19 protein-coding genes and 1 tRNA gene are annotated in these 23,964 nt (G+C 65.3%); 10 read left to right on the plus strand and 10 right to left on the minus strand.

What is annotated here, in order from left to right; genetic code table 11:
* Window positions 1-109: 109 nt before the first annotated feature.
* From HNE04_RS17135 to HNE04_RS17150, 4 genes are read left to right on the plus strand one after another with little or no spacing between them, the layout of a single operon-like run.
* Window positions 110-550, plus strand: a complete 441-nt coding sequence (locus HNE04_RS17135) for a holo-ACP synthase (protein ID WP_207717603.1) — start codon at window positions 110-112, stop codon at window positions 548-550.
* Window positions 550-807, plus strand: coding sequence for an acyl carrier protein (locus tag HNE04_RS17140; protein WP_172221666.1), 258 nt, complete (start codon window positions 550-552; stop codon window positions 805-807). Before HNE04_RS17135 ends, HNE04_RS17140 begins: the two co-directional genes overlap by 1 nt.
* Before the next feature lie 40 nt (window positions 808-847).
* On the plus strand, window positions 848-3,328 hold the full coding sequence (locus HNE04_RS17145; RefSeq protein ID WP_172221669.1) for a glycoside hydrolase family 2 protein: 2,481 nt from the start codon (window positions 848-850) through the stop codon (window positions 3,326-3,328).
* Window positions 3,325-5,106 carry an alpha/beta fold hydrolase gene (locus HNE04_RS17150; RefSeq protein ID WP_172221672.1) on the plus strand — a complete coding sequence of 594 codons (1,782 nt, stop codon included), beginning with the start codon at window positions 3,325-3,327 and terminating at the stop codon, window positions 5,104-5,106. The genes HNE04_RS17145 and HNE04_RS17150 overlap by 4 nt, the downstream gene beginning before the upstream one ends.
* Before the next feature lie 4 nt (window positions 5,107-5,110).
* Here the strand turns inward: HNE04_RS17150 and HNE04_RS17155 are convergent, their stop codons facing one another.
* The 6 genes from HNE04_RS17155 to HNE04_RS17180 all read right to left on the minus strand — a co-directional run bounded on the left by HNE04_RS17155 (window position 5,111) and on the right by HNE04_RS17180 (window position 10,713).
* Window positions 5,111-6,163, minus strand: a complete 1,053-nt coding sequence (locus HNE04_RS17155) for an extracellular catalytic domain type 1 short-chain-length polyhydroxyalkanoate depolymerase (RefSeq protein ID WP_172221675.1) — start codon at window positions 6,161-6,163, stop codon at window positions 5,111-5,113.
* Between the two features lie 20 nt (window positions 6,164-6,183).
* Window positions 6,184-6,612 (minus strand): CopG family transcriptional regulator, encoded by a 429-nt coding sequence (locus HNE04_RS17160; RefSeq protein WP_172221678.1) that lies wholly within the window; start codon window positions 6,610-6,612, stop codon window positions 6,184-6,186.
* 31 nt (window positions 6,613-6,643) lie between these two features.
* The gene (gene plsY, locus HNE04_RS17165) at window positions 6,644-7,273 is read right to left on the minus strand and encodes a glycerol-3-phosphate 1-O-acyltransferase PlsY (protein WP_172221680.1); all 630 of its coding nucleotides are present in this window, start codon (window positions 7,271-7,273) and stop codon (window positions 6,644-6,646) included.
* Between the two features lie 24 nt (window positions 7,274-7,297).
* Complete coding sequence (locus HNE04_RS17170) at window positions 7,298-7,789, minus strand: aminoacyl-tRNA deacylase (protein ID WP_172221682.1); 492 nt, start codon at window positions 7,787-7,789, stop codon at window positions 7,298-7,300.
* A complete protein-coding gene (locus HNE04_RS17175) occupies window positions 7,786-8,847 on the minus strand; it encodes an aldo/keto reductase (protein WP_172221684.1) in 1,062 nt (353 codons plus the stop codon). Before HNE04_RS17175 ends, HNE04_RS17170 begins: the two co-directional genes overlap by 4 nt.
* A gap of 111 nt (window positions 8,848-8,958) precedes the next feature.
* Window positions 8,959-10,713 carry an acyl-CoA synthetase gene (locus tag HNE04_RS17180; protein WP_235965100.1) on the minus strand — a complete coding sequence of 585 codons (1,755 nt, stop codon included), beginning with the start codon at window positions 10,711-10,713 and terminating at the stop codon, window positions 8,959-8,961.
* Window positions 10,714-10,739: 26 nt separating this feature from the next.
* On the opposite strand from HNE04_RS17180, the gene HNE04_RS17185 reads away from it, so the two are divergent.
* The 6 genes from HNE04_RS17185 to HNE04_RS17210 all read left to right on the plus strand — a co-directional run bounded on the left by HNE04_RS17185 (window position 10,740) and on the right by HNE04_RS17210 (window position 17,910).
* The gene (locus HNE04_RS17185; RefSeq protein WP_172221686.1) at window positions 10,740-11,645 is read left to right on the plus strand and encodes an alpha/beta fold hydrolase; all 906 of its coding nucleotides are present in this window, start codon (window positions 10,740-10,742) and stop codon (window positions 11,643-11,645) included.
* A gap of 180 nt (window positions 11,646-11,825) precedes the next feature.
* A complete protein-coding gene (locus HNE04_RS17190; protein ID WP_172221688.1) occupies window positions 11,826-12,689 on the plus strand; it encodes a DUF2927 domain-containing protein in 864 nt (287 codons plus the stop codon).
* Between the two features lie 71 nt (window positions 12,690-12,760).
* A protein-coding gene (gene prfB, locus HNE04_RS17195) for a peptide chain release factor 2 (RefSeq protein WP_172221690.1) occupies window positions 12,761-13,865 on the plus strand; the annotation gives its coding sequence in 2 pieces (ribosomal slippage) (window positions 12,761-12,841 and window positions 12,843-13,865; 1,104 coding nt in all).
* Window positions 13,866-13,874: 9 nt separating this feature from the next.
* Window positions 13,875-16,526 carry an aminopeptidase N gene (gene pepN / locus HNE04_RS17200; RefSeq protein WP_172221692.1) on the plus strand — a complete coding sequence of 884 codons (2,652 nt, stop codon included), beginning with the start codon at window positions 13,875-13,877 and terminating at the stop codon, window positions 16,524-16,526.
* 17 nt (window positions 16,527-16,543) lie between these two features.
* On the plus strand, window positions 16,544-17,803 hold the full coding sequence (locus HNE04_RS17205) for a 6-phosphofructokinase (protein WP_172221695.1): 1,260 nt from the start codon (window positions 16,544-16,546) through the stop codon (window positions 17,801-17,803).
* Window positions 17,804-17,834: 31 nt separating this feature from the next.
* Window positions 17,835-17,910: transfer RNA gene (locus HNE04_RS17210), tRNA-Thr, on the plus strand.
* 146 nt (window positions 17,911-18,056) lie between these two features.
* Here HNE04_RS17210 and HNE04_RS17215 read toward each other — a convergent pair.
* From HNE04_RS17215 to HNE04_RS17230, 4 genes are all read right to left on the minus strand, one after another.
* On the minus strand, window positions 18,057-19,415 hold the full coding sequence (locus HNE04_RS17215) for a sigma-54-dependent transcriptional regulator (RefSeq protein WP_172221698.1): 1,359 nt from the start codon (window positions 19,413-19,415) through the stop codon (window positions 18,057-18,059).
* Between the two features lie 81 nt (window positions 19,416-19,496).
* On the minus strand, window positions 19,497-21,386 hold the full coding sequence (locus HNE04_RS17220; RefSeq protein WP_172221700.1) for a sensor histidine kinase: 1,890 nt from the start codon (window positions 21,384-21,386) through the stop codon (window positions 19,497-19,499).
* A complete protein-coding gene (locus HNE04_RS17225; protein WP_172221886.1) occupies window positions 21,383-22,378 on the minus strand; it encodes a cytochrome d ubiquinol oxidase subunit II in 996 nt (331 codons plus the stop codon). The genes HNE04_RS17220 and HNE04_RS17225 overlap by 4 nt, the downstream gene beginning before the upstream one ends.
* Window positions 22,379-22,383: 5 nt before the next feature.
* Window positions 22,384-23,745, minus strand: coding sequence for a cytochrome ubiquinol oxidase subunit I (locus HNE04_RS17230; protein ID WP_172221702.1), 1,362 nt, complete (start codon window positions 23,743-23,745; stop codon window positions 22,384-22,386).
* Between the last annotated feature and the right edge of the window lie 219 nt (window positions 23,746-23,964).

A 23,964-nucleotide genomic window follows, 5' to 3' on the forward strand; every position in this document is an offset into this window, starting at 1 on the left:
TGTCGGACAACGCCGCGAGCTACTGACAGTCCCAGTAACTGGTTACCCGAACGCAGCATAGTTTGGTACAACTGGACGGTACCAAAAGCCCAACTGGAAAAGCGTCCGGATGAAGTTCAAGCCCGACCTTGATTGTTCCCATCGAGCAGTTCTGCCGCAGCGAGTCCGCATGGGCTTCGACCTGACGCAGATCAGCGCCATTGCCGAGTCGATCGACTGCTTTGGTTCCGTCTATGCCAATCGACTCTTCACGCCAGGCGAACTTGCGTATGCGAACAGCGGGCGCGGCATGTGCGCCCAACGGCTGGCGGCCCGCTTCGCGGCGAAGGAAGCAGTGATCAAGGCCCTGCGCCTGAGCGAGGCCGGCGTCAACTGGCGCGACATCGAGGTGGTGAAGCGGGCCGATGGCGATTGCGCCCTCTCGCTTCATGGTCGCGCGGCCGAGCTGGCCGCCGCGATGGGGGCGAGCCAATTGTTGCTTAGCTTGAGCCACGACGGCGACTACGCGGGCGCCGTCGTCACCGTATTGTTCGAACCGGAAGTAGCCTGATGAAGACCTTGGAAGACCTCGACTCCCACATCCGCGGCGTGCTGCGCGACCATGGCCGCCTGAACCAGAACGCCGACCAGCTCGATGCGCATGCCGATCTGTACCAGTCCGGCATGACCTCGCACGCAAGCGTCAATGTGATGCTCGCGCTCGAAGGCGCCTTCGACGTCGAGTTTCCCGACCACATGCTCAAGCGCAGCGTCTTCGGCAGCATCCACTCGATCCGGCAGGCCCTGAATGAATTGACGGCGGCCTGATGCGATGACGCAGCCGGGCGCTCACCAACCGCGCGCGCTCTTGAGTTCCAACTGGCAGATGTGCGCCTGCGCACCGGGGAACGACACGCGGTCGGCTCCGCCCGAAGGATGCGAGTGGCTATCAATCGACGAACTCGCGCCGGCAGCCGCAGCGCTGCGTGCGCTCGAGCAATGGTCGCTGAAAGGACCGGCACGCCGCTTCGATGCCCAGGAGTGGTGGTACCGGCTCGAGTTCGATGCGCAAGGGCTGAAGCAAGGGGACCGCGCGATTCTCGGGTTCGACGGGTTGGCTACCGTCGCGCAAGTCTGGCTGAACGGCGAAACGCTTCTCGGTAGCACCAACATGTTCCTTGCGCACGAGTGCGACGTCAGCCGCCAACTGCGGGAAAAAGACAACTCCCTCGTGATGAGATTCAGCGCCCTTGACTCGCAACTGGAAGTGCGCCGCAAGCGGCCGCGCTGGCGCACTCCGATGGTGGCGCATCAGCAGTTGCGCTGGTTCCGCACGACCTTGCTGGGCCGCACGTCGGGCTGGTCGCCGCCCGCCGCCGTGGTGGGGCCGTGGAAGCCGGTTTGGCTGGAGCAGAGCAGCGATGCCCGCATTCAAGATCTCCATGTCGAAGCCTCCGTAGAGGGTGGGCAAGGGATCGTGAATTGCAGGCTGGAGTTTGCACCCGGCGCCGGCCGCTTGCCCCAGGCGATTGCGCTGCGGCTCGAACGCGGTGGCTGCGTCGCGGTCCAGCGCCTCGATCGCGCAGGTGACGCCGCCGTGTTCAGCGGGCAGCTTCACATCGGCGATGTCGACCTCTGGTGGCCGCACACCCATGGCGAACCGGCGCTGTATGAGGCTCGCCTGGAAATCCGGATGGCGGATGCGCCTGACGCCGTGGTGCGCCTCGCGCCCGTCGGATTTCGCACCATCGAACTCGATTCCACCGGCGGCGGGTTTTCGCTGAGCGTCAACGGTGTTCCGGTGTTTTGCCGGGGTGCCTGCTGGACCCCTCTCGACGCGGTGACGCTGCGTTCCAGCCCCGACAGCTGTCGCGCAGCAGTGGCCCAGGCGCGCGCAGCCGGGATGAACATGCTGCGCGTGCCCGGCACCACCGTGTACGAGGAAGATCATTTCTACGAAGCCTGCGACGAGCACGGCGTGATGGTCTGGCAGGACTTCATGTTCGCCAGCATGGACTACCCCGCGGATGATCCGGCCTTCGCCGCCTCGGTCGCACTCGAGGTGCGCCAACAGCTCCAGCGGCTGCGGTCCCGGGCATGCCTGGCCGTGCTGTGCGGCAACAGCGAAGTGGAACAGCAGGCCGCCATGTGGGGCGCGCCGCGCGAGCAATGGTCTTGCGCGTTGTTCGACGAAACCCTGCCCCAGCTCTGCCGTAAGCTTGCACCCGGAGTGCCGTATTGGCCGTCCAGCGCACACGGGGGTGCCTTCCCGCACCAGGCCAGCACGGGCACGACGTCGTACTACGGCGTCGGGGCTTACCTGCGCCCCCTCGACGACGCCCGGCGCGCGGAGCTCAAGTTCGCCACGGAATGTCTGGCGTTCGCCAACGTCCCTGCCCCATCCGCTATCGGCCGCATGCCTGGCGGCCATGCCACGCGCGCGCATCACGCGGCTTGGAAAGAGCGCTCGCCGCGAGACCTGGGCGCGGGTTGGGATTTCGACGACGTGCGCGACCACTATGTGAGCGAACTCTTCCGTGTCAACCCCGCGAAGTTGCGCGCCATGGACCACGACCGCTATCTGGCCTTGGGCCGCCTCGCCACGGGGGAAGTGATGGGCGCGAGCTTTGCCGAGTGGCGGCGCCCGGGCTCCACCTGCCGCGGCGCACTGGTGCTGTGCTTGCGCGATCTGTGGGCCGGAGCCGGATGGGGCGTGGTCGACGACGCGGGCGTTCCCAAGGCCTGCTACCACTATCTCAAGCGCGTGCTGCAGCCGCTGGCGGTGCTGCTGTCGGACGAGGGCGTCAACGGCCTTTTCGCGCATCTCGTCAACGAGAACGGCGAGGAAGTGAAGGTCGAACTCGAATTGACAGCCTGGCGTGACGGCACCGTGAGAGTTGCATCCGGCACAAAAGCCATGGCGCTGCCGGCACGGGGGTCCCTGAGCTTGTCATGCCTCGATCTGCTCGATCACTTCATGGACCTCAACTACGCGTACCGATTCGGCCCTCCTCCCTGCGACGCCATCGTTGCCACGCTGCGCGATGCACGCGGAGAAGTGCTCGCCCGGGCCTTCCATTTTCCGGATGGGCTCGCCACCAAGGCGCAGGCCGACATCGGGCTGAGCGCGCAGGCCGTGATGCTCGATGAGCGGACCGCCGAGCTGACGGTGCACAGCGTGCAATTCGCGCAAGGCGTGCACATCGACATTCCGGGCTTCCTGGCGGACGACGACTACTTCCACCTGCCTCCCGATACGCCGGTTCGGGTATTGCTTCGCCGGCAAGGCGATCATCCATTGGCGGGTTTCGTTCACGCGACGAACTCGATCAAGAGCGCCAGCCTATGACCGTCCCCATCACCTTCCAGACCGGCGCGGGCCGCTGCTTTGGATGGTTCCACGCAGCGCGAGCGCCCGCCCGTGGCGCAGGGGTGCTGCTGTGCCGCCCCATGGGCTACGAAGCGCTGTGTTCGTACCGCACCTACACACAGCTGGCTCATACCCTGGCGGATGCGGGTTTCGAAGTGCTGCGATTCGACTATCACGGCACGGGCGACTCGGCCGGCGGGGACCATGACCCGGGCCGGGTGCCCGCGTGGATCGACAGCATTGCCTGCGCCGCGGACGAACTGAAGCGGCTGGGCGGCGTTTCGCACATCGCCCTGTTCGGCATGCGGCTGGGCGCGACCTTGGCGGTGCAGGCGGCGCTGCGGATGGGTGGCGTGGAAGACCTGGTGCTGTGGGCGCCCTGCGCCACCGGCCGCGCCTTCGCGCGTGAAATGCGCGCGGCCAATGCCCAGCGCGCAACCGCAGCCCCAAATGCGCACGGCGAGCTGGAAGCCTTGGGTTGCCTGTACACGGCCGAAACGCTGGAACAGCTCAACGCCCTGGACTGCGTGCGGCCGGGACGGGCACCGGCCCAGCGCGTACTGATCATCGGCCGCGACGACATGCCCGCGGAAGGACCGCTGCCTGCCAGCTACCGCCGGATGGGCGTGGACACCACGTACACAGTGTGGCCGGGTTACGCGGGGATGATGGCCGAGCCGCATGAGGCCGTGCTGGAGCCCGCCACGGTCGCATCCATCACCGAGTGGTTGACGTCAAGACCTGCGCCCTCGCCGGCGCAAGCCCGGCTCGCGCAGACGCCCGACTGGCCGGACGGGTACACGGTGGACGGGCTGCGCGAAGAGCCGCTGGCGTTCGGAGCCGACCGATCCCTGTTCGGCATCCTTGCCGAGCCGACCGAAGCCGCTTCGCCGGCGCATGCCGACACGGCAATCCTGATGCTCAACGTCGGCGGCAACTACCGCATCGGGCCCAACCGGAACTACGTCAAGCTTTCGCGGGCATTGGCCGCGTCCGGCTACCGGACCTTGCGCATGGACCTCGCGGGCATCGGCGACAGCCGCACCGAAGCCGGCTTTTCGAGTCGCAGCATGTATCGCAAGCGGTCGATCGCCGATGTGCGCGCGGCCATCGATTGCCTGGCCGCGAGGGGCTGCAAGCGCTTCTACCTGATGGGCATCTGCTCGGGCTCGTACGTTGCGTTCCAGACTGCGCTGGCCGATTCGCGCGTGAACGGACAGATCCTGATGAACTCGAGACTGCTGGAATGGCAGGAGGACCAGGAAGGAACCTGGCAGACCTCGATGCAGCGGTACTACAAGTCGACCGACTTCTATCGCCGCGCCTTGCTGAGGGCCAACCTCTACCGGCGTCTCGTGCGCGGCGAGGTCGACGTGAACGGCATCGCAGGTCGTATCTGGACCTTGCTCGGTGCGCGGTTCAAACGGGCGTTCCGCGAGATGCTGGATGGACGCGTCGCCGACGAAGGCGTGCTGGCCAAGATGAAGCAGCTAAGTGCGCGCGGCACCGACACGCTGATGATCATGTCGGTGCAGGACGACGGGCTCGACTACGTCGAATTCCATCTGGGCCGGCGCGGCAGCCGCCTGCGGCGCCATCCCAACTTCCGGATGGTGATGATCGAGGACGCCGACCACACGTTCTCGACGGTGGCCAGCCAGCGTGCCGTCATCGATGCCGTGCGCGAGCACCTGGACCTGCTGCACCTGGCCTCCGAGCAATGGGCGCCCCTCCCCGGCCTGATCGCGACGACTTGAGGGCTTATTGCCTGGGCTGCTGCGGGTGCTCGAAGAAGAAGCGCAGCATCTCGGCGGTCGCGTCCGGGCCGCGGCTGTCGGTATAGGAGCCGAGCGGGCTGCCGCCCGACCAGGCGTGGGGCGAGCCATGAACCAGCCAATGCTCCGCGACCACGCGGCCGTCGGTGGCATCGACGTGAACTCGCCGGGTGCTGGCGCGCGCACCGCTGTTGCGGACCTGGTGGGTTTCGACCGACGAACCCGTGCCCGCACATGCGGCAACGACCTGTTCGCCATTCGCCGGATGCACGGTGGAATCGGCATCGCCATGAAAGACGATGGTGGGCACGCCATGCGCCGCACCGGCAGGCGCCGAAGCGCCGCCGCGCATCGCGGCCAAGGCACCGGGCAGGTCGGTTGCTGCCCCGGCCGCCAATCCCGAGTGGACGCCGACGGCGGCGTACAGCTCGGGGTAGGCCGATCCCAGGATGGCCGCCATCGCGCCGCCGGCCGATAGGCCTGCGACGTAGACGCGCTGCGGGTCGATCGCGTGCTGAGCCATCACTTCGCGCGTCATCGCGGCCAGCATGGCGGGCTCGCCGCGGCCGCGCTGCTGGTGGCTGTGCTTGAACCAGTTCCAGCAACCCTGGGCATTGGCCTGGCGCGACTGCGCCGGATACAGCACGTAGAAGCCCTGGGCCAGAGCCGCGTCGTTCATGGCCGTACCCCTGGCGAAATCATCGGGGTCCTGGGTGCAGCCGTGGAGCATCACCACCAGCGGCAGGCGGATATCGCCCGCGCCAGGCGGAATGTAGAGCTTGTAGTCCCGGCGGGCGGTGCCGCTGCCGGAGCTGCCGGCGACGAAACGGCCCGGCATTGCCGGATCGGCACCGGGCTGCGGCGTGGCCGGCACTTCGCGAGCGGGCACTTCGATGGCATCGAAGGTGGGCCTGGGTTGGCTCGGCATGGAGCTGGTTGCGCCAAGCGCGGCCTGGATCGCCGCCGTGGCGGCCTGCAGGTCGCCGGCGCGGGTGAGCCGGGTGGCCTCGTTCATGAGATTCTGAAATTGCGTGTTCATTGTTGGTGTGTCCTTAGCTGTCAGGCGCTGGCGGTGCGGCCGCGCAGCGCGGCCTTGACCGCCGGGCTCGCATGCAGCGCGCCCAGCACGGTGATCGATTCGATGGTGTCGAGCGCCAACGCCGGAGTGACGTCGGCGGCGATGGAGGCCAGGCCCAGCACCCTGATCTGCAGCATCTGCCCTGCCGCCTTGACTGCGTTCAGGTCGTCGGCGGTGTAATGCTGGATGCCCAGCACCAGCGTCTTGCGCATGACCACTTGGCGCACCACGTCCTGATGCGTGGCCAGCTGGTTGCGGATCGCGGTGCGGATGAGGTCCGTGCGATTGTTATAGAAGCCCTCCTGCACCAGAAGGTCGATCTGGCCCAGGTCGACGCAGCCGATGTTGATCGTCAGCTTCTCGTCGACGGGCTTGGGATTGGCGGAAAGGGTCGCGCTTCGGGCTGGCATGCCGCCATCCTAACACCATCCAAGTGGATGGTCAAACCTTCTTGGCGCCCAGCCGGGATTCCTTGCCTTGCAACAGTCGGTTGATGTTTTCGCGGTGGCGGTAAGCCAGCAGCATCGCCATCGCAGCGAGGGCCAGCGCGATCGGGGTCTCCGCGTACCAGGCCATGCGATTGCCCAGCAAGTAGTACGCGGGCGCGAACACTGCCGAGACCAAAGAGGCCAGCGACGAGTAGCGGAAGAAGAACGCGATGATGAGCCAGGTCGCGCCGGTAGCCAGCCCCAGCACCAGGTCGATGCCGAACACCACGCCGATGAACGTCGCCACGCCCTTGCCGCCCTGGAACTTGAAGAACACGGGCCAGAGGTGGCCGAGGAAAGCCGCCAGCCCCACCATCGCGATCGTGCCGTCCTCCAGGCCATAGGGCTTGCCGAACCACTTCACCAGCAGCACGGGCACCAGGCCTTTCACGGCGTCCAGCAGCAAGGTGATGATGGCGGCGACCTTGTTGCCCGATCGCAGGACGTTGGTGGCACCGGGGTTCTTGCTGCCGAAAGTGCGCGGGTCGTTCAGGCCCATGACGCGGCTGACGATCACGGCGAAGGACAAGGACCCGACCAGGTAGGCCAAGACGGTAGCGAGAACAGGATAGAGCGATTGCAAGCGGTGCCTCCGGGCTGGGAGCCGCTATTCTGCCAGCGCGCAGTTCACGGGCTTCGCGTGCAGCAGCTGCACGCACACCTGCGGATCCAGCCCCACCAGGTAACCGCGGCGCCCGCCGTTGATCGCGATGCGCGGCAGCGCAAGAATGCTTTCCTCGATGTACACGGGCATCGCCTTGCGCGTGCCGAAGGGCGAGGTGCCTCCCACCAGATAGCCGCTGTGCCGGTTGGCCACTTCGGGCTGGCAGGGCTCGACCGACTTCGCGCCGATCTGGCGCGCCAGGTTCTTGGTGGACACCTTGCGGTTGCCGTGCATGAGGACGATCAGGGGCTTGCCCTTTTCGTCTTCCATGATCAGCGTCTTCACCACCGTGAACGGATCGAACCCCAGCACCTGGGCGCTGTGCTGCGCACCGCCATGCTCCAGGTACTCGTAGGGATGCTCGGTGAACGCCACCTTGTTCGCCTTGAGGAAGGCGGTGGCGGGAGTTTCGGAAACGTGCTCTTTCTTGCTCACACTGCGGGATCGCGAATTTCCCAGCGGATCTTGTCGATCTCGGCCAGCACCTCGGGTGCGAGCTTGGTACCCCAGGCGTCGAGATCTTCTTCCAGCTGCGCGAGCGTGGTCACGCCGATGATCGTGCTGGCCACCTGCCACTTGGTATAGCACCAGGCCAGTGCCATCTGCGCCGGCGTCAGGCCGTTGGCGCGGGCCAGGGCGTTGTAGCGGCGGGCGGCAGCCAGCGCCTCGGGGCGGCCCCAGCGCTGCTTGCGCACCGACTCATATTTGGCGATACGCGCGCTCTTGGGCGCATTCGGGCCTTCGATGCCCGATTCGTCGTACTTGCCGGTCAGGAGGCCGAACGCCAACGGCGAGTACGCCAGCAGCGACACGTCGAGGCGGTGCATGGTTTCGTCCAGGCCGTTCTCCAGCGTCCGGCTGACCAGGCAATAGGGGTTCTGCACGGTGGCAATGCGGGGCAGCTTGTGCTCTTCCGCGAGCCGCACGAATTCATGCACGCCATAAGGCGTTTCGTTGGACAGGCCGATGTGGCGGATCTTGCCCTGCTTGACCAGCTGCGCAAAAGCTTCCAGCTGTTCGTGGATGGAGGTGGTGGTGCGCTCCTTGGTCGGGTCGTAGTACATCTGCCCGAACATGGGCACGTTGCGTTCGGGCCAGTGGATCTGGTAGAGATCGATCGCTTCGGTCTGCAGGCGCTTCAACGAGGCCTCGCAGGAAGCAACGATGTCCTTGGCCGTCAGGCCAGTGCCTTCGCGCACCCAGGGCATGCCACGCGAAGGGCCCGCGACCTTGGTGGCCAGCACCAGCTTGTCGCGCGCGCCGGGGTTCTTCTTGAACCAGTTGCCGATGATGGTTTCTGTGGCGCCGAAGGTCTCGGCGCGGGCCGGCACCGAGTACATCTCGGCGGTGTCGATGAAGTTGATCCCCCGCTCCAGCGAACGATCGAGGATGGCGTGGGCGGTGGGTTCATCCACCTGCTCGCCGAAGGTCATGGTGCCCAGGCAGATGGGCGTGACGTGCAGGTCGCTGTGGCCGAGTTTGACTTTTTGCATGGGAGAAAGACTACAAGGGTGAAGGGTGACTGCGCAGAATAATTGATTTTCGCTGTCATTGCGGGCTTGACCCGCAATCCAGGAATTCGGCGCGCCGCGGTGGATCCCGGGTCAAGCCCGGGATGACGGATCTCTGGCCCTCTCTTCTTCCTGCAGACGCAGCACCCTCCTTTGCACCTTGCCCGTCGTCGTCATCGGCAAGGCATCGATGAACTCGATCTCTTTCGGGTACTCATAGGGCGCGAGCTTGCCCTTCACATGGGCCTGCAGCTGCTCGACCAGCTGGGCATCGAAGTCGGGCCCCGACTTCGCGCGCTCTGCCGCAAACTCTGGCGCCAGCACCACGAAGGCCTTGACCAGGGCGCCGCGCTCGCGGTCAGGCTTGGGCACCACCGCTGCGTTGATCACGGCCGGGTGCTTGACCAGGCAGTTCTCGATTTCACTGGGGCCGATGCGGTAGCCCGCCGCCTTGAACACATCATCGGCGCGGCCCTGGTACCAGAGATAGCCGTCGGCGTCCCGCGTGGCCATGTCGCCGGTGCGGCACCAGTCGCCGGTGTGCTTGTTGCGCGTTGCGGTTTCGTTCTTCCAGTAGCCCAGGAAGAAGATCGGGTCGGGATCGCCTTGGACGTCGTAGCGATTCACCGCCACATCGCCGGGTACACCGACCGGGCATTCGTTGCCGTCTTCGTCGATCACCGCCACGCGATGCCCGGGGTAGCCCCGGCCCATGCTGCCCGCTCGCGCCGGCCAGCCGATGCCGCCTTCGGTGCGGCCGTTCATCGAGCAGTTGCCGACCACGTAGTTGATCTCGGTCTGGCCGAACATCTCGTTCACCGTCACGCCCAGCTGCTGCTGGCAGTAGTTGAACACCGCATCGCCCACCGCCTCGCCGGCGCTCATCATGGCTTGCAGCTTGAGCTTGAATTCGGCCGCCGGCTCCGGATACGCCTTCATCATGGCCTTGAGGGCGGTAGGGAACAGGAAGGTGTGGGTGACGGCATGTTCCTGCATCAGCGTGAACGCCAGCTCGGGGCTGAAGCGGCCGTTGTAGGCCACGATGGGCCGGCCGAAATACAGGGTCGGCAACAAGGCATCCATCAGGCCGCCGGTCCAGGCCCAATCGGCCGGGGACCAGAACACGGCATGGGTTTCCTCGTTGGCCTTGCCGTCGAAGCCGAACCAGTTCTGGCTGCACACGAACCCCGGCAGATTGCCGATCAGCGCGCGATGCGGGAGAAAGGCGCCCTTGGGCGGGCCGGTCGTGCCGCTGGTGTAGATCAGGATCGCGCCTTCGTCCGCCTTGGTGTCCACCGCGGTGAAGGTGGTGCCTTGTTTGGCCAACTCCTCCTCGTAGCCCAGGTCGGCCTGCGCAGCCGCTTCGCCCACGCCGATGACGGTGCGCAAGGCCGGGCAATCGCCACGGACCGAGAGCAGGTTGGCGATGGAGCTTTCGTCGCAGATGGCGACCACAGCCTCGCTGTTCTGCAATCGGTACTCCAGCGCCTCGGGGCCGAACAGCATCGACAGCGGCATCGCCACGGCGCCCAGCTGGAACACCGCCATATAGGCGATGGCGGTTTCGAAACGCTGCGGCATGACGATGGCGACGCGGTCGCCGCGCTGCACTCCCAGGGATGCCAGCAGGTTGCTCATGGCGTTGGCACGAACCTGCAACTCCAGGTAGGAAAGAAACTCGGAGCCGGCTTCGACGCCATGGGCACGGATCGCCGTGCGCTCGATCGCATCGGGCCGCCGGGCCCAGCGCGTGCAGCAGACCTCGGCGATGTTGAAGTGCTCGGGCACCTGCCAGCGAAAGCCGGCGTGCATGCGCGCGTAGTTGTCCCTGCCTTGACTGACACCCATGGCCGCATCTCCTTATGATTGGGTGAATGTACCAAGCCAAGAAAGCTCCGCGCAGCGAATTCGTCCCCATCCGCGGCCTGAAGTACCACGTGCTGGTATGGGGCAACCCGACGCCGGGCAAGGTGCCGCTGGTGATGGTGCACGGCTGGATGGACGTTGCGGCTTCCTATCAGTTCGTGGTGGACGCGTTCGCCCAGGACCATTACGTGATCGCCCCCGACTGGCGCGGCTATGGCCTGACCGAATCGCCGGCAGCCGACAACTACTGGTTTCCCGACTACCTGGCCGATCTCGATTTCCTCCTCGACCACTATTCGCCCGGCGCACCGGTGAACCTGGTGGGCCACAGCATGGGCGGCAATGTGGCCATGCTGTACTCAGGCTCACGCCCGCAGCGAATCCACCGGCTGGTCAACCTGGAGGGCTTCGGCATGGGAGCGACGCGGCCTTCGCAAGCGCCGACGCGCTACGCCAAATGGATGGACGAGCTGAAGGCCTTCCATCGCGGCGAGCTGGCGCTCAAGCCCTACGAATCGGTGTCCGGCGTCGCGCGGCGCCTCATGAAGACCAACAAGCGGCTGTCGCAAGACAAGGCCGACTGGCTGGCACAGCACTGGGCCAGGCAGGACGCGGCGGGAATGTGGCGCATCCTGGGCGATCCGGCCCACAAGATCACCAACGCGCAGCTGTATCGCGTGGACGAGGTGCTGGAGATCTACAAGTCGATCTCGGCCCCCACCTTGGCCGTGGAAGCAGGTGATGACAGCCTGTCACAGTGGTGGCAAGGAAAATACACTCTGGCCGAGTACCACGAACGTTTACGTTCTGTGCCGAACGTGCGCACGGCTTTGGTCCAGGACGCCGGCCACATGCTGCATCACGACCAGCCCGAGCAGCTCGCCAAACTGATCGAAAACTTTTTGGCGACGTAAAACGCGCGACGCAAGCGCGAAAAATTACCGCAAGTCCGGTAGAGCTGAAGCCCAACACGTAACAATGCTTGAAGTAGGAATGGTCCTACTTCACACTCCAGTCACCAAGTGTGTTCGGGGTGTCGAATGCGTAGGATTTGTTGGGGACTGTTGCTGGCTAGCCTGCTGCCTTGTGCGGCCGTGGCTGATGAGTTCGATCAGGGCTTGGCCACGCTCTGGGAAGTCCTTTGGCACCAAAGCGGCACGCCCACCCGGATCGTGCGCTGGGAAAACGACATCCGCGTGCGCATCCATGGCGTCAATGCCGCCGCTCACCGCGAGCATACGCTCCAGGCCCTGCGCACCGTCACCGGCGAAGCCGGCATCAAGCTGATCGACGTGAGCGGCCAGCCCGACGAGTCAACCGCCAACCTCAACGTCGAAATCACGGCCGACACCGCGCTGGAAGACAACCAGCCCTGCGTGACCTACCTGGATTTCCGGACCGAAACCAAGATCGAATCGGCCAGCATCCAGATGCGTTCCAAGGACGCATGGCGCTGCGCCTATCACGAAGCCATGCACGTCATGGGCGTGCGCGGCCATCCCGCCGGGCAGACCGTGCTGAGCTACTTCCCCTGGAAGATCGACGGCCTGCTGCCGTTGGACAAGGTCATGTTGCGCGCCTGGTATTCGCCGCGCATGGCCGGCGGCATGACGCCCTTCGAAGCGTTGCCGGTGCTGGCCGACGAGCTGGTGGCCACTTCCGCCAACAAGGCCGCCGCCGCCCAGATTCGGGACCAGTTCTTCTCCTCCACCATCCAGCAGATGCACGCCTATGCCAACGGCCAGGGCGACGTTCCTGCGGTGGTCAAGCGCTCCGGCAAGGCCACTAACGAAGGCATTCGCTACGGCCGCACCGAAATGAGCTACTTCCTGGGCATCGCCTACCTGGAAGGCACCACCGTCCAACGCGACGCCACCCAGGCCGTGCGCTGGCTGGAACGTGCCGCCACCATGGGCAACCGCGGCGCCCAGGCCAAGCTCGGCGCGTTTAAACAGTAACGGTAAACGCCCCGCTGCGACGGACGCCTCCTTCGTCGTGTCAGAATCCTTGGCTCAAAAGGATTTGGACCATGGACGCAGAACGCATCAACCTGATCGGCAGCAAACTCACCGACCTTTCCGCCCGCACCGAAGCCTTACGGGGGTATCTTTGACTTCGATGCCAAATCGGAACGCCTGAGGACGGTCAACGCCTCGCTCGAAGACCCGCAGGTCTGGAACGATCCCAAGAAGGCCCAGGAACTGGGCAAGGAACAAAAGCAGCTGAGCAGCGTCGTCGTGATGCTGCAGAACCTCACGCGCGAGCTTTCCGACAACCTCGAGCTGTTCGAGATGAGCAAGGAGGAAGGCGACGAGGCCGGCCTGCTCACCATCGAAGCCGAAACGGACAAGCTGGGCAAGGACGTCGAGGCGCTGGAGTTCCGCCGCATGTTCAACAACCCGGCGGACCCGCTGAACGCTTTCCTGGACATCCAGGCCGGCGCCGGCGGGACCGAGGCCTGCGACTGGGCCAGCATGCTGCTGCGCCAGTACCTCAAGTACGCCGAGCGCAAGGGCTTCAAGACCATCGTCGAGGATGAAACTCCGGGCGACACGGCGGGCATCAAGAGCGCCACCATCAAGCTCGAAGGCGATTACGCCTATGGCCTGCTGCGCACCGAAACCGGTGTGCATCGGCTGGTGCGCAAGTCGCCCTTCGACTCCTCGGGCGGACGCCACACCAGCTTCGCCAGCGTGTTCGTCTATCCGGAGATCGACGACTCGATCGAGATCGACATCAACCCGGCCGACGTGCGGGTGGACACCTACCGCGCCAGCGGCGCCGGCGGCCAGCACATCAACAAGACCGATTCGGCCGTGCGCCTGACACACATCCCGACCAACATCGTGGTGCAGTGCCAGGACAGCCGCAGCCAGCACAGCAACCGCGACGTAGCCTGGAAGCGCCTGCGCTCGCGGCTGTACGACCACGAGATGCGCAAGCGCCAGGAAGAGCAGCAGAAGCTGGAGGACACCAAGACCGACGTGGGCTGGGGCCACCAGATCCGCAGCTACGTGCTGGATAACAGCCGCATCAAGGATCTGCGAACCGGCGTCGAAATCTCCGCGACGCAGAAAGTGCTGGACGGCGACCTGGACGCTTTCATCGAAGCTTCGCTCAAGCAGGGCGTTTAAGGAATCAAGATGCGTGAAGGACAAGCCAACGTGATCTACCGCGCCGATTACCAGGCGCCGGCATTCTGGATAGACACCGTCGAACTCTGCTTCGACCTGGACCCGGCCAAGACGCGGGTGCTGAACAAGATGAAGCTGCGCCGCAACCCGGACGCCGTGCCGCAAGCACTGCGCCTGGACGGCGAAGACCTGAACCTGGCGCGGGTGCTGGTCAACGGCCAGGGCACCTCGTTCAAGATCGAGAACAACCAGCTGGTGCTGGAAAACCTCCCCGAGGGTTACGAGCCTTTCGATCTGGAGATCTTCACCACCTGCGCCCCGGCGAAGAACACCAAGCTCATGGGCCTGTACGTGAGCAACGATTCGTTCTTCACGCAGTGCGAAGCCGAGGGGTTCCGCCGCATCACCTATTTCCTGGACCGCCCGGACGTGATGGCCAGCTACACCGTGCTGCTGCGCGCCGACAAGGCCAGGTACCCGGTGCTGCTGTCCAACGGCAACCTGGTCGACCAGGGCGCGCTGGAAGACGGCCGCCACTATGCCAAGTGGGTCGACCCCTTCCGCAAGCCCAGCTACCTGTTCGCCCTGGTGGCGGGCCAGCTGGTGTGCCGCGAGCAGCGCATCACCTCGCGCGCCGGCAAGGACCATTTGCTGCAGGTCTATGTGCGACCGGGCGACCTGGACAAGACCGAGCACGCGATGAACTCGCTGATGGCCTCGGTGGCCTGGGACGAGGCCCGCTTCGGCCTGTCGCTCGACCTGGAGCGCTTCATGATCGTCGCCACCAGCGACTTCAACATGGGCGCCATGGAGAACAAGGGCCTGAACGTCTTCAACACCAAGTACGTGCTGGCCAGCCAGGCCACGGCCACGGACACCGACTACTCCAACATCGAGTCGGTGGTCGGCCATGAGTACTTCCACAACTGGACCGGCAACCGCGTGACCTGCCGCGACTGGTTCCAGCTGAGCCTGAAGGAAGGCCTGACGGTTTTTCGCGACCAGGAGTTCAGCCAGGACCTGGCGGGCGAGCCTTCGGCCCGCGCCGTCAAGCGCATCGAGGACGTGCGGGTGCTGCGCACCGCCCAGTTCCCCGAGGACGCCGGCCCCATGGCGCACCCCGTGCGGCCCGACCAGTACCTGGAGATCAACAACTTCTACACGGTGACCGTGTACGAAAAGGGCGCCGAAGTCGTGCGCATGATGCAGACCCTGGTGGGGCGCGAAGGCTTCGCCCGGGGCATGGCGCTGTACTTCGAGCGCCACGACGGCCACGCCGTCACCTGCGACGACTTCGCGCAGGCCATCGCCGACGCCAACCCCGAGTCGCAACTGGCCAAGCTGCTGCCCCAGTTCAAGCGCTGGTACAGCCAGGCCGGCACCCCGCGCATCAATGCGGCAGGCCAATACGACGCTGCCTCGGGCACGTACGAACTCACCCTGTCGCAGAGCTGCCCGGCCACGCCCGGCCAGCCGGACAAATTACCTTTCATCATCCCGATCGGCCTGGGCCTCTTGGGACCCGACGGCCGCGAGGTCGGCAATGGCATGCATGTGCTCACCGAGGCCAGCGAAACCCTGAGCTTCCCGGGCCTGCAAGGCGAGCCGGTGCCTTCGATATTGCGTGGCTTCAGCGCCCCGGTGATCCTGGAGTTCGACTACAGCGACGAGCAGTTGCTGGCGCTGCTGGCGCACGACACCGACCCGTTCAACCGCTGGGAAGCGGGCCAGCGGCTGGCGGTCAATCGCGCCATCGGCTTCATCAGGGAAGCCGCAACGCCGCAAGACATCCGGCTGGATAGTGCCTACATCGAGGCGATGCGGACCATCCTTCGCCATCCCACCCTGGACGCCGCCTTCAAGGAGCTGGTGCTCACCCTGCCGGCCGAGACCTACATCGCGGAGCAGCTCGACGTGGTCGATCCGCAGCGCATCCACGCGGTGCGCGAAGCCATGCGCGAACACCTGGCCCAGGCCCTGTACGAAGACTGGCAATGGGCCTACGAGGCGCACCGCGAGAACGGCGCCTACCAGCCCGACGCCGTGTCTTCCGGCCGCCGCGCGCTGGCCGGGCTGGCGCTCACCCAACTGTGCCTGGCGGCCCGCCGCAGCGGCGACGCCGTGTGGCCCGGCAAGGCTTTGCAGCGCTTCAAGGTTGCCAGCAACATGACCGACCGCTTCAACGCGCTGGCGGCCCTGGTGATCAGCGGTCACGAGCTGGCGCGGCCCGCCTTGCAGAAATTCCACGCCATGTTCGCCAACGAACCGCTGGTGCTGGACAAGTGGTTCGCGCTGCAGGCCGGCGCCCCGGATCGCGGCGGCCAGGTCCTGCCCGCCGTCAAGCATTTGATGAGCCATCCCGACTTCAACATCCGCAACCCGAATCGCGCGCGCAGCGTCATCTTCAGCTACTGCAGCGCGAATCCGGGCGCCTTCCACCGGCCGGATGCCGCGGGCTATGTGTTCTGGTGCGAGCGGGTCATCGAGCTAGACACGATCAACCCGCAGGTGGCCGCGCGGCTGGCGCGGGCGCTGGACCGCTGGAAGAAGCTGGTGGAGCCGCTGCGCGGCGCCGCGCGCGAAGCCATCGCGCGGGTGGCGGCCAAGCCGGATTTGAGCAACGACGTGCGCGAGGTCGTGACCCGCGCCTTGAGCGACTGACAAGGAAACGAAGAGACATGGCCAAGAAAAAGAACGCTTTCTACGCGCAATCGGGCGGTGTCACCGCCGTCATCAACGCGTCGGCCTGCGGCGTGATCGAGACCGCGCGGGCAAATAAAGACAAGATCGGCAAGGTCTACGCCGGGCGCAACGGCATCATCGGCGCGCTCACCGAGGACCTGATCGACACCACCAAGGAATCGGCCTCCGCCATCGCCCTGCTGCGCTCCACACCGTCGGGCGCCTTTGGCTCATGCCGCTTCAAGCTCAAGTCGCTGGAGGCGAACAAGCGCGAGTACGAGCGCCTGATCGAAGTCTTCAAGGCGCACGACATCGGCTACTTCTTCTACAACGGTGGCGGCGACTCGGCCGACACCTGCTACAAGGTCAGCCAGCTGTCGGAATCCATGGGCTACCCGATCCAGGCCATCCATGTCCCCAAGACCGTGGACAACGACCTGCCGATCACCGACTGCTGCCCCGGCTTCGGCTCCGTCGCCAAGTACGTGGCCGTCTCGGCGCTGGAAGCCTCGTTCGACGTGCGCTCGATGGCCAAGACCTCCACCAAGGTGTTCGTGCTCGAGGTGATGGGCCGGCACGCCGGCTGGATCGCCGCTGCCGGCGGGCTGATCCAGGACCACGGCATCCCGGTCGTCGTGCTGTTCCCCGAGATCGAGTTCGACGAAAAGAAATTCCTGGCGCGGGTGGACGCGCTGGTCAAGGAACACGGCTACTGCACCGTTGTCGTGTCCGAGGGCTGCCACTACCCGGACGGCCGCTTCCTGGCCGAACAAGGCACGCGCGACGCTTTCGGCCACGCCCAGCTGGGTGGCGCAGCGCCGGTGGTGGCCAATATGGTCAAGCAGGCGCTGGGCCACAAGTTCCATTGGGCCGTGGCCGACTACCTGCAGCGCGCCGCGCGCCATATCGCCTCGAAAACCGACGTGAAACAGGCCTACGAGCTGGGCAAGGCGGCCGTGCAGCTGGCGCTCAAGGGCCAGAACGCCGTGATGCCCACCATCGACCGCATCAGCAACACGCCCTACAAGTACAAGATCGGCGTGGCCCCGCTGTCCAAGGTGGCCAACGTGGAAAAATTCATGCCGCGCAGCTTCATCACCAAGGACGGGTTCGGCATCACCGAGCCATGCCGGCAGTACCTGATGCCCCTGATCCAGGGCGAGGACTATCCCAAATACAAAGGTGGGGTGCCGGTTTACGCCACCCTGAAGAACGTGGCCGTGGCCCAGAAGTTGCCGGCCTTCGAACTCAAATAGCGAGACGCTATAATTGCGGGTTGACGAAAAAGCCGGTGTAGCTCAGTCGGTAGAGCAGCTCATTCGTAATGAGAAGGTCGGGTGTTCGATTCATCTCTCCGGCACCAAAACATGAGCCAAGGGCGCTATCCAAAAGATAGCGCCCTTTGGTTTTTGGGGTCGTGTAGCCACCATGTAGCCAAAAATGCGAGCAATTGTCGAGCGGCTCGGCTGACAATTGGTTTGCAATCCCGTTTGCAGATTTAATGCGGTTTCAGTTCTCCTGCCTGAAGTCGTCAGTTGAGATTCGCAACCGCCGCATCTTGTCGTACAGGGTCTGCTTTGGCACGCCAAGCGCCTTGGCGCACAGGCCCACATCACCGCGATGGCGGCGCAGTTCCTCGTTGATCATGGACCGCTCGAACTGCTCGACCTGCTCGGGCAAGCTGCTTCCTTGCGGGTGACTGCCCGCAGTCAGGTTCAGCCGGTCCCCGAACAGGCCCAGCACGAAGCGGTCAGCCACGTTGCGCAATTCCCGGACGTTTCCGGGCCAGGCATGGGCCATCAGTTCGCCGAGTTGCGCGCTATTGAGCATGGGGGCGGCTCTTTGATAGCGACTCGCCGCCAACAGCACGAAGTGCTCGAAGAGCAACGGTATGTCCTCTCGACGCTCCCGCAGCGGCGGCAGCTCGATGAAGGCCACGCCGATGCGGTAGTACAGGTCGGCGCGGAATTTCTGTCTGTCGCTCAGAACCTTCAGGTCCTCCTTCGCGGCGGCGATCACGCGGCAATCGACGGCGATCGGCTTGTTGGAGCCAACGTGCTCGATGCTGCGCTCCTGCAAGGCCCGCAGGAACTTGATCTGCACCGCCATGGGCATGCTCTCGATCTCGTCCAGAAACAGCGTACCGCCATGTGCATGCTCGAATTTTCCGATCCGGACCCGAGTCGCACCGGTGAATGCGCCGACCTCGTGGCCGAACAGCTCGCTTTCGGCCAGCGCCTCCGGCAGGCCTCCACAGTTCAGCGGCACGTAGTTGGCGCGGCGCCGGTCGCTGTGGTCGTGCAAGCAGCGGGCCACCATGTCCTTGCCGGTCCCGGTTTCACCGTAGATCACCACGTCGGCCGAGGTGGCCGCCAGGTTCAACACCGTGCGGCGCACGCTCTGCATTTGCGCCGAGCGGCCGAGCAACACCCCCTGGATGCCATGCCAGTTCTCCAGCTGGTCGCGCAGCGCCTGCACCTGGAGTACGAGTTGGCGTTTCTCCGCGGCCCGGCGAACCACGGTCACCAGGTGCTCGGAGGAAAACGGCTTCTCGATGAAGTCATACGCGCCCTGGCGCATGGCTCGTACGGCCATCGCGATGTCGCCATGACCCGTGATCAGGATCACCGGCAACTCGGGGTCAACTGCGCGGACCTCGTTGAGCCATTCAGTGCCCGCCATGCCGGGCAACTTGACGTCGCAAACTACAACGGCTGGCACACCCCCATGAATACGTGAACGGGCTTCCTCGGCGCTCGCGAAGCCGTCGACGTCGAGCCCTGCCAATTCCAATGCCTGGGTGCTGCCCAGGCGCATGTCACTGTCGTCGTCGACGAAGATCACCCGGATCCGCTGCGCCTCACCCATGTAGCCCCCACGCTCGGCACTGACGTGCTCTCGTTGCCCCCAAGGGGGCGTGCGCTTGCTTGAAGCGGTTCTGCACTGCGCTCATTCGACAACTTCCTCCCGCGTCGCCGCCACGGCCAACTCGATTTCGAAGCATGCGCCCCCGCCTTCCATGTTGTGGGCGCGCAAGCTGCCGCCCCACTCGCGCAGGATGTGCGCCGAAATCATCAAGCCCAGGCCCAGGCCCGCGCCCGCCGGCTTGCTGGTAGTGAAAGGCTCGAACAATCGGGGCAGGATGTCGGCGCGGATCCCGGGCCCGGTGTCGCACACCTGAACGACGCAGCTGCCTTCTGCGATGGGGGAGGCAGCGGCTACCACTCGCACGCACCGCGTCGGCGACACGGACATGGCATCGATCGCATTGGCCAGCAAATTAACAAGGACCTGCTCCAATCGCGCATCCTCCGCCAGCACGGTCAGGCCAGCTGGCATCTCCACTACCATTTCCACGCCGGTGTCGCGCAGGCGCTGCGACACCAGGAACTGCGCATTGGAGACCACTTGCCGCAAGTTCACCGGCTCGCGCGGGGGACTCGCTTTGTGCGCGAAAGCCTTGAGCTGGTGGGTCAGGCGCCCAAGGCGGTCGACGAGATGGGCAATACGCTGCAGGTTGCCCCGCACATCGCCCAGCCTGTCCTGGTCCAACAGCACGCAGGCGTTATCGGACAGTGTACGCAGTGCGCCCAGCGGCTGGTTGAGTTCGTGCACCATGCCGGCTGACATCTGGCCCAATGCCGCCATCTTACCGGCATGCACCAGTTCGTCCTGCATGGCCCGCAGCTCGGCGGTACGTTCCACGACCTTGGCTTCGAGGCTGTCATGTGCGGCCTGCAGGGCCGCCCGGTTCGCCAGCTTGGACCGCACCGCCCGCTGTCGTTGCCACAGCACCGTGAGCAGCAGCAGCAGCACCGACGTACCCAGGGCGGCTGTCACGGCGAGATTGCGCGCGTCGACCCGTACCGGAGCCACGTCGTCCAGCGCGATCAGGCGCCACCCGGTACGGCGTAAGGGGCGTGCCGAGGTGAGGTAGCCCCTGCCGCCCAGTTGGACCATCGAGGCGTCCCCGGCCTCGCCCCCCGATTCGCGCCAGTCCAGGGGTTCCAGCTTGGCCTCGCCGTAGGGCCGCATGCTGGCGATGTCCGCCAGAACCGGCGGCGCCAATGGCGCCAGCGGCCTGAACTTCCAGTCTTCGCGCGACGACAGGATCACGACACCCCGTTCATCGGCCAGCATCACATTGCCGGGGAGGTTCTTCCACGCCCGCTCCGCTTCTTCCAGATCGACTTTCACGGCAGCGACCCCTCGCTGTCGGCCCTGTTGCCGCAAGGCATAGGACAGGTAGTAGCCGGCACGCTTGCTGGTGATGCCCACGCCATAAAAGCTGCCACGTCCCTGCGCCAACGCTTCCTTCACGTAGGGCCGGAACGAGAGGTCGGCGCCGACCGGTGTGCCCGGCTCGTTCCAATCCGACGCGGCCAGGGCGACACCCGAGCTGTCCAGGACGTACAGGTTCGAGGCCCCGGCCGTGGCGTTGATGCCCTGCAGATAGCGATTGACCTCATCGCGCAGCGCCGGATTGGCGGGCGCGTCGAGCAGCGCGAAAACGCCGGGCGTCATCTCCAGCAAGGAAGGAAGGTACTCGAAACGCGCCAGGTCGCTCTCCAGGCCAGCGCCCACCATGTCGAGCCGGTGGCCGGCTGCACCGCGCACGCGATCGATGCCCGATCGCATGGCCGCATCGTGAGCCGCAAGCGCGGCGGCGCCGATGATCGCGAGCGATGCGATCCAGGCTAGGGTGCGGGTGAACCAGCGCTTCACGCCGGTCTCGCCCCGGCTCGCGGGGTTCGGGGTGATGATCTTGGCTCCAGGTTGTCTCGGCCCCAGTGTGCCACGAAGCACGCTGCGGTCGCCTGGCAAGGTATGCGCCGTCATGCGTACTTGAGCTCGGTGGCCTTGCCGCGGAACACGCGGTACGAGAACACCGTATAGGCCGCAATCGCCGGCACGGAAATGCAAACACCGAACAGGATGATCTTCAGCGCTGGCGGGCTGCTCGCCGCCTGCCAGATGGTCAGGCGATCGATCACGACATACGGAAACAGGCTGTAAGCGAGGCCGAGGAAGCCGAGGACGAACACGCCGATCAGGAGCACGAATGGCAGCCAGCAAAGCGGACCGCGGACCATCCGGGCGTCGAGCAGGCGGCGCACCGTCAGCAGCGCGACCACGGTGGTCAACGGAATGGCCATCAGGGCGATCACTGCCGGCAGCGTGAACCAGCGCTCGCGCACGGTCGCGCTGATCCACGGCGTGGCCAGCGAGATCAACGCCAGGCCCACCACCATCGGACCCCAGGCCATCCTGGCCCAGTGAATGGCCTTTTGCTGCAAATCACCCTCGGTCTTCATGATCAACCATGCGGCTCCGAGCAGCACGTACGCCATTGGCAGCGCCGCGGCGATCGCGGCGGCGAAGAGCGGGTAGTTCCAGCCTTCGCCAAAGCCGCTGACGTAGCGGCCGAGCATCCAGCCCTGTGCCACGGCAGCGATCGTCGAGCCGGCGAAGAACATCCGGTCCCACATCGGCTTGTGGTCGGCCTTGGCCTTGACGCGAAAGTCGAACGCCACGCCGCGCAGCGTGAGGCCCATCAGCATCAACGCCACCGGCAGGTAGAGCTCGCTCAGCACCAGGCCATGCGCCTTGGGGAAAGCCACCAGCAAAATGCCGATGCCCAGAACCAGCCAGGTTTCGTTGGCGTCCCAGAACGGGCCGATTGATGCAATGAGCACATCCTTCTCGGCGGCACTCGCGCGTGGCAACAGCATGCCCACGCCCAGGTCGTAGCCATCGCTGATCACGTAGAGGAGCATCGCGACGCCCATCAACGCCATGAAGATCACCGGCAGGAACTCGTCGAAGCTCATCGCGCTCATACCCTGCTCCCGCCCACGACCGCGGCCGGCACGTCGTTGTCGGCATCCAGGACGTGCCCAGGCTTCTCAGCCATGTATTTGATGACGGCGATGTAGGCGACCATCAACGCGAGATACATCGCCACGTAGCTTGCGAGCGTCAACGCGATCATCGGCGCAGCCACGGCGGATGCGACGTCGGCGGTGCGCAGCAGGCCGAACACAACGTAGGGCTGGCGCCCGATCTCGGTCACGTACCAGCCGGCCAGGGTTGCCACCCAGCCCGAGAAGGTCATGCCGGCCAGGCCCCAGAGCAGCCAGCGCGGCAGCCGCTGCGCCTGCCAGCCGCTGCGGCGGTACAGCCACCATCCGGCCCAGCTCACCAGCAGCATCAGCACTCCCATGCCGACCATCGCCCGAAAAGCGAAGAACATGGGCAGCGCCGGTGGATGCGCGTCGCGGAATTCGTCCAGGCCCTTGATCTCGCCGTCGGCCTCGTGGGTGAGGATCAGGCTGGCCAGTTTCGGGATGGCGATCTCGAAATGGTTCTTGCGTCGTTGGTCGTCGGGCAGCGCGAATAGCAGCAAGGGCGCACCGCGCGCGGTCTGCCACACGCCCTCCATCGCGGCGATCTTCTGCGGCTGGTGCTTGAGTGTGTTCAGGCCATGCAGGTCGCCGACGAAGATCTGCACCGGGATCAGCAGGGCCGCGAGCGTCAGCCCGACGCGCAGCACCTTGGCCGTCGAGGCGTTGATGCAGCCGCGCAGCACCTGCCAGGCGCTGATGCCGGCCAGCAGGAAGGCCACGGTGAGTGCCGAGGCCAGCAGCATGTGCGTGAGGCGGTAGGGAAACGAGGGGTTGAACACCACATCGAACCAACTCCTCACATGGAACTGGCCGGCGATCACTTCATGCCCGGCCGGCGTCTGCATCCACGAGTTCAGCGCCAGGATCCAGAACGCGCTGAGCGTGGTGCCGAAGGCCACGAAAAAGGTCGCCAGCAGGTGCACGCGTTCGCTGACGCGGCCATGGCCGAACAGCATGATGCCCAGGAAGCCCGCCTCCAGGAAGAACGCCGTCAGTACCTCGAAGGCGAGCAGCGGGCCGGCGACGTTTCCGACTTGCTCCATGTAGCCGGGCCAGTTGGTGCCGAACTGGAAGCTCATCGTGATGCCCGAGACCACGCCCAGCGCGAAGGTCAGCGCGAACACCTTGGTCCAGAAGCGGTAGGCGATGAGCCAGGCGCCGTCATGCGTCGTCAGCCAGCGCCAGCGAAAGAACAGCAGCATCCAGCCCAACGCGATGCTGATCGTCGGGAACAGGATGTGGAAGCTGATGTTGGCCGCGAACTGCATGCGCGCCAGGAGGATGGGGTCCATGGGACTAGGGCCTGTTAACGCTATTTATGACGATGCGCTGCTCGCCAAAAATGTCATGCGCAAGGCGCGAGTCCGCAGGCGGAGTCATCTCCGTCAAGGACTCGTAACGCGGCGCATGGCCTTTTTGGCCGCAGCCCGAAGGGAACGTGCCTAAAACCGCGCCAGGCGTCGTTCCGCTCCTAGCCAAGGCGGCCAGCCTTGGCGTCGTCGCGCGCCTAG

Origin of the sequence: Caenimonas soli (genome assembly GCF_013155545.1) — a bacterium.
GTDB lineage: Bacteria > Pseudomonadota > Gammaproteobacteria > Burkholderiales > Burkholderiaceae_C > Ramlibacter > Ramlibacter soli.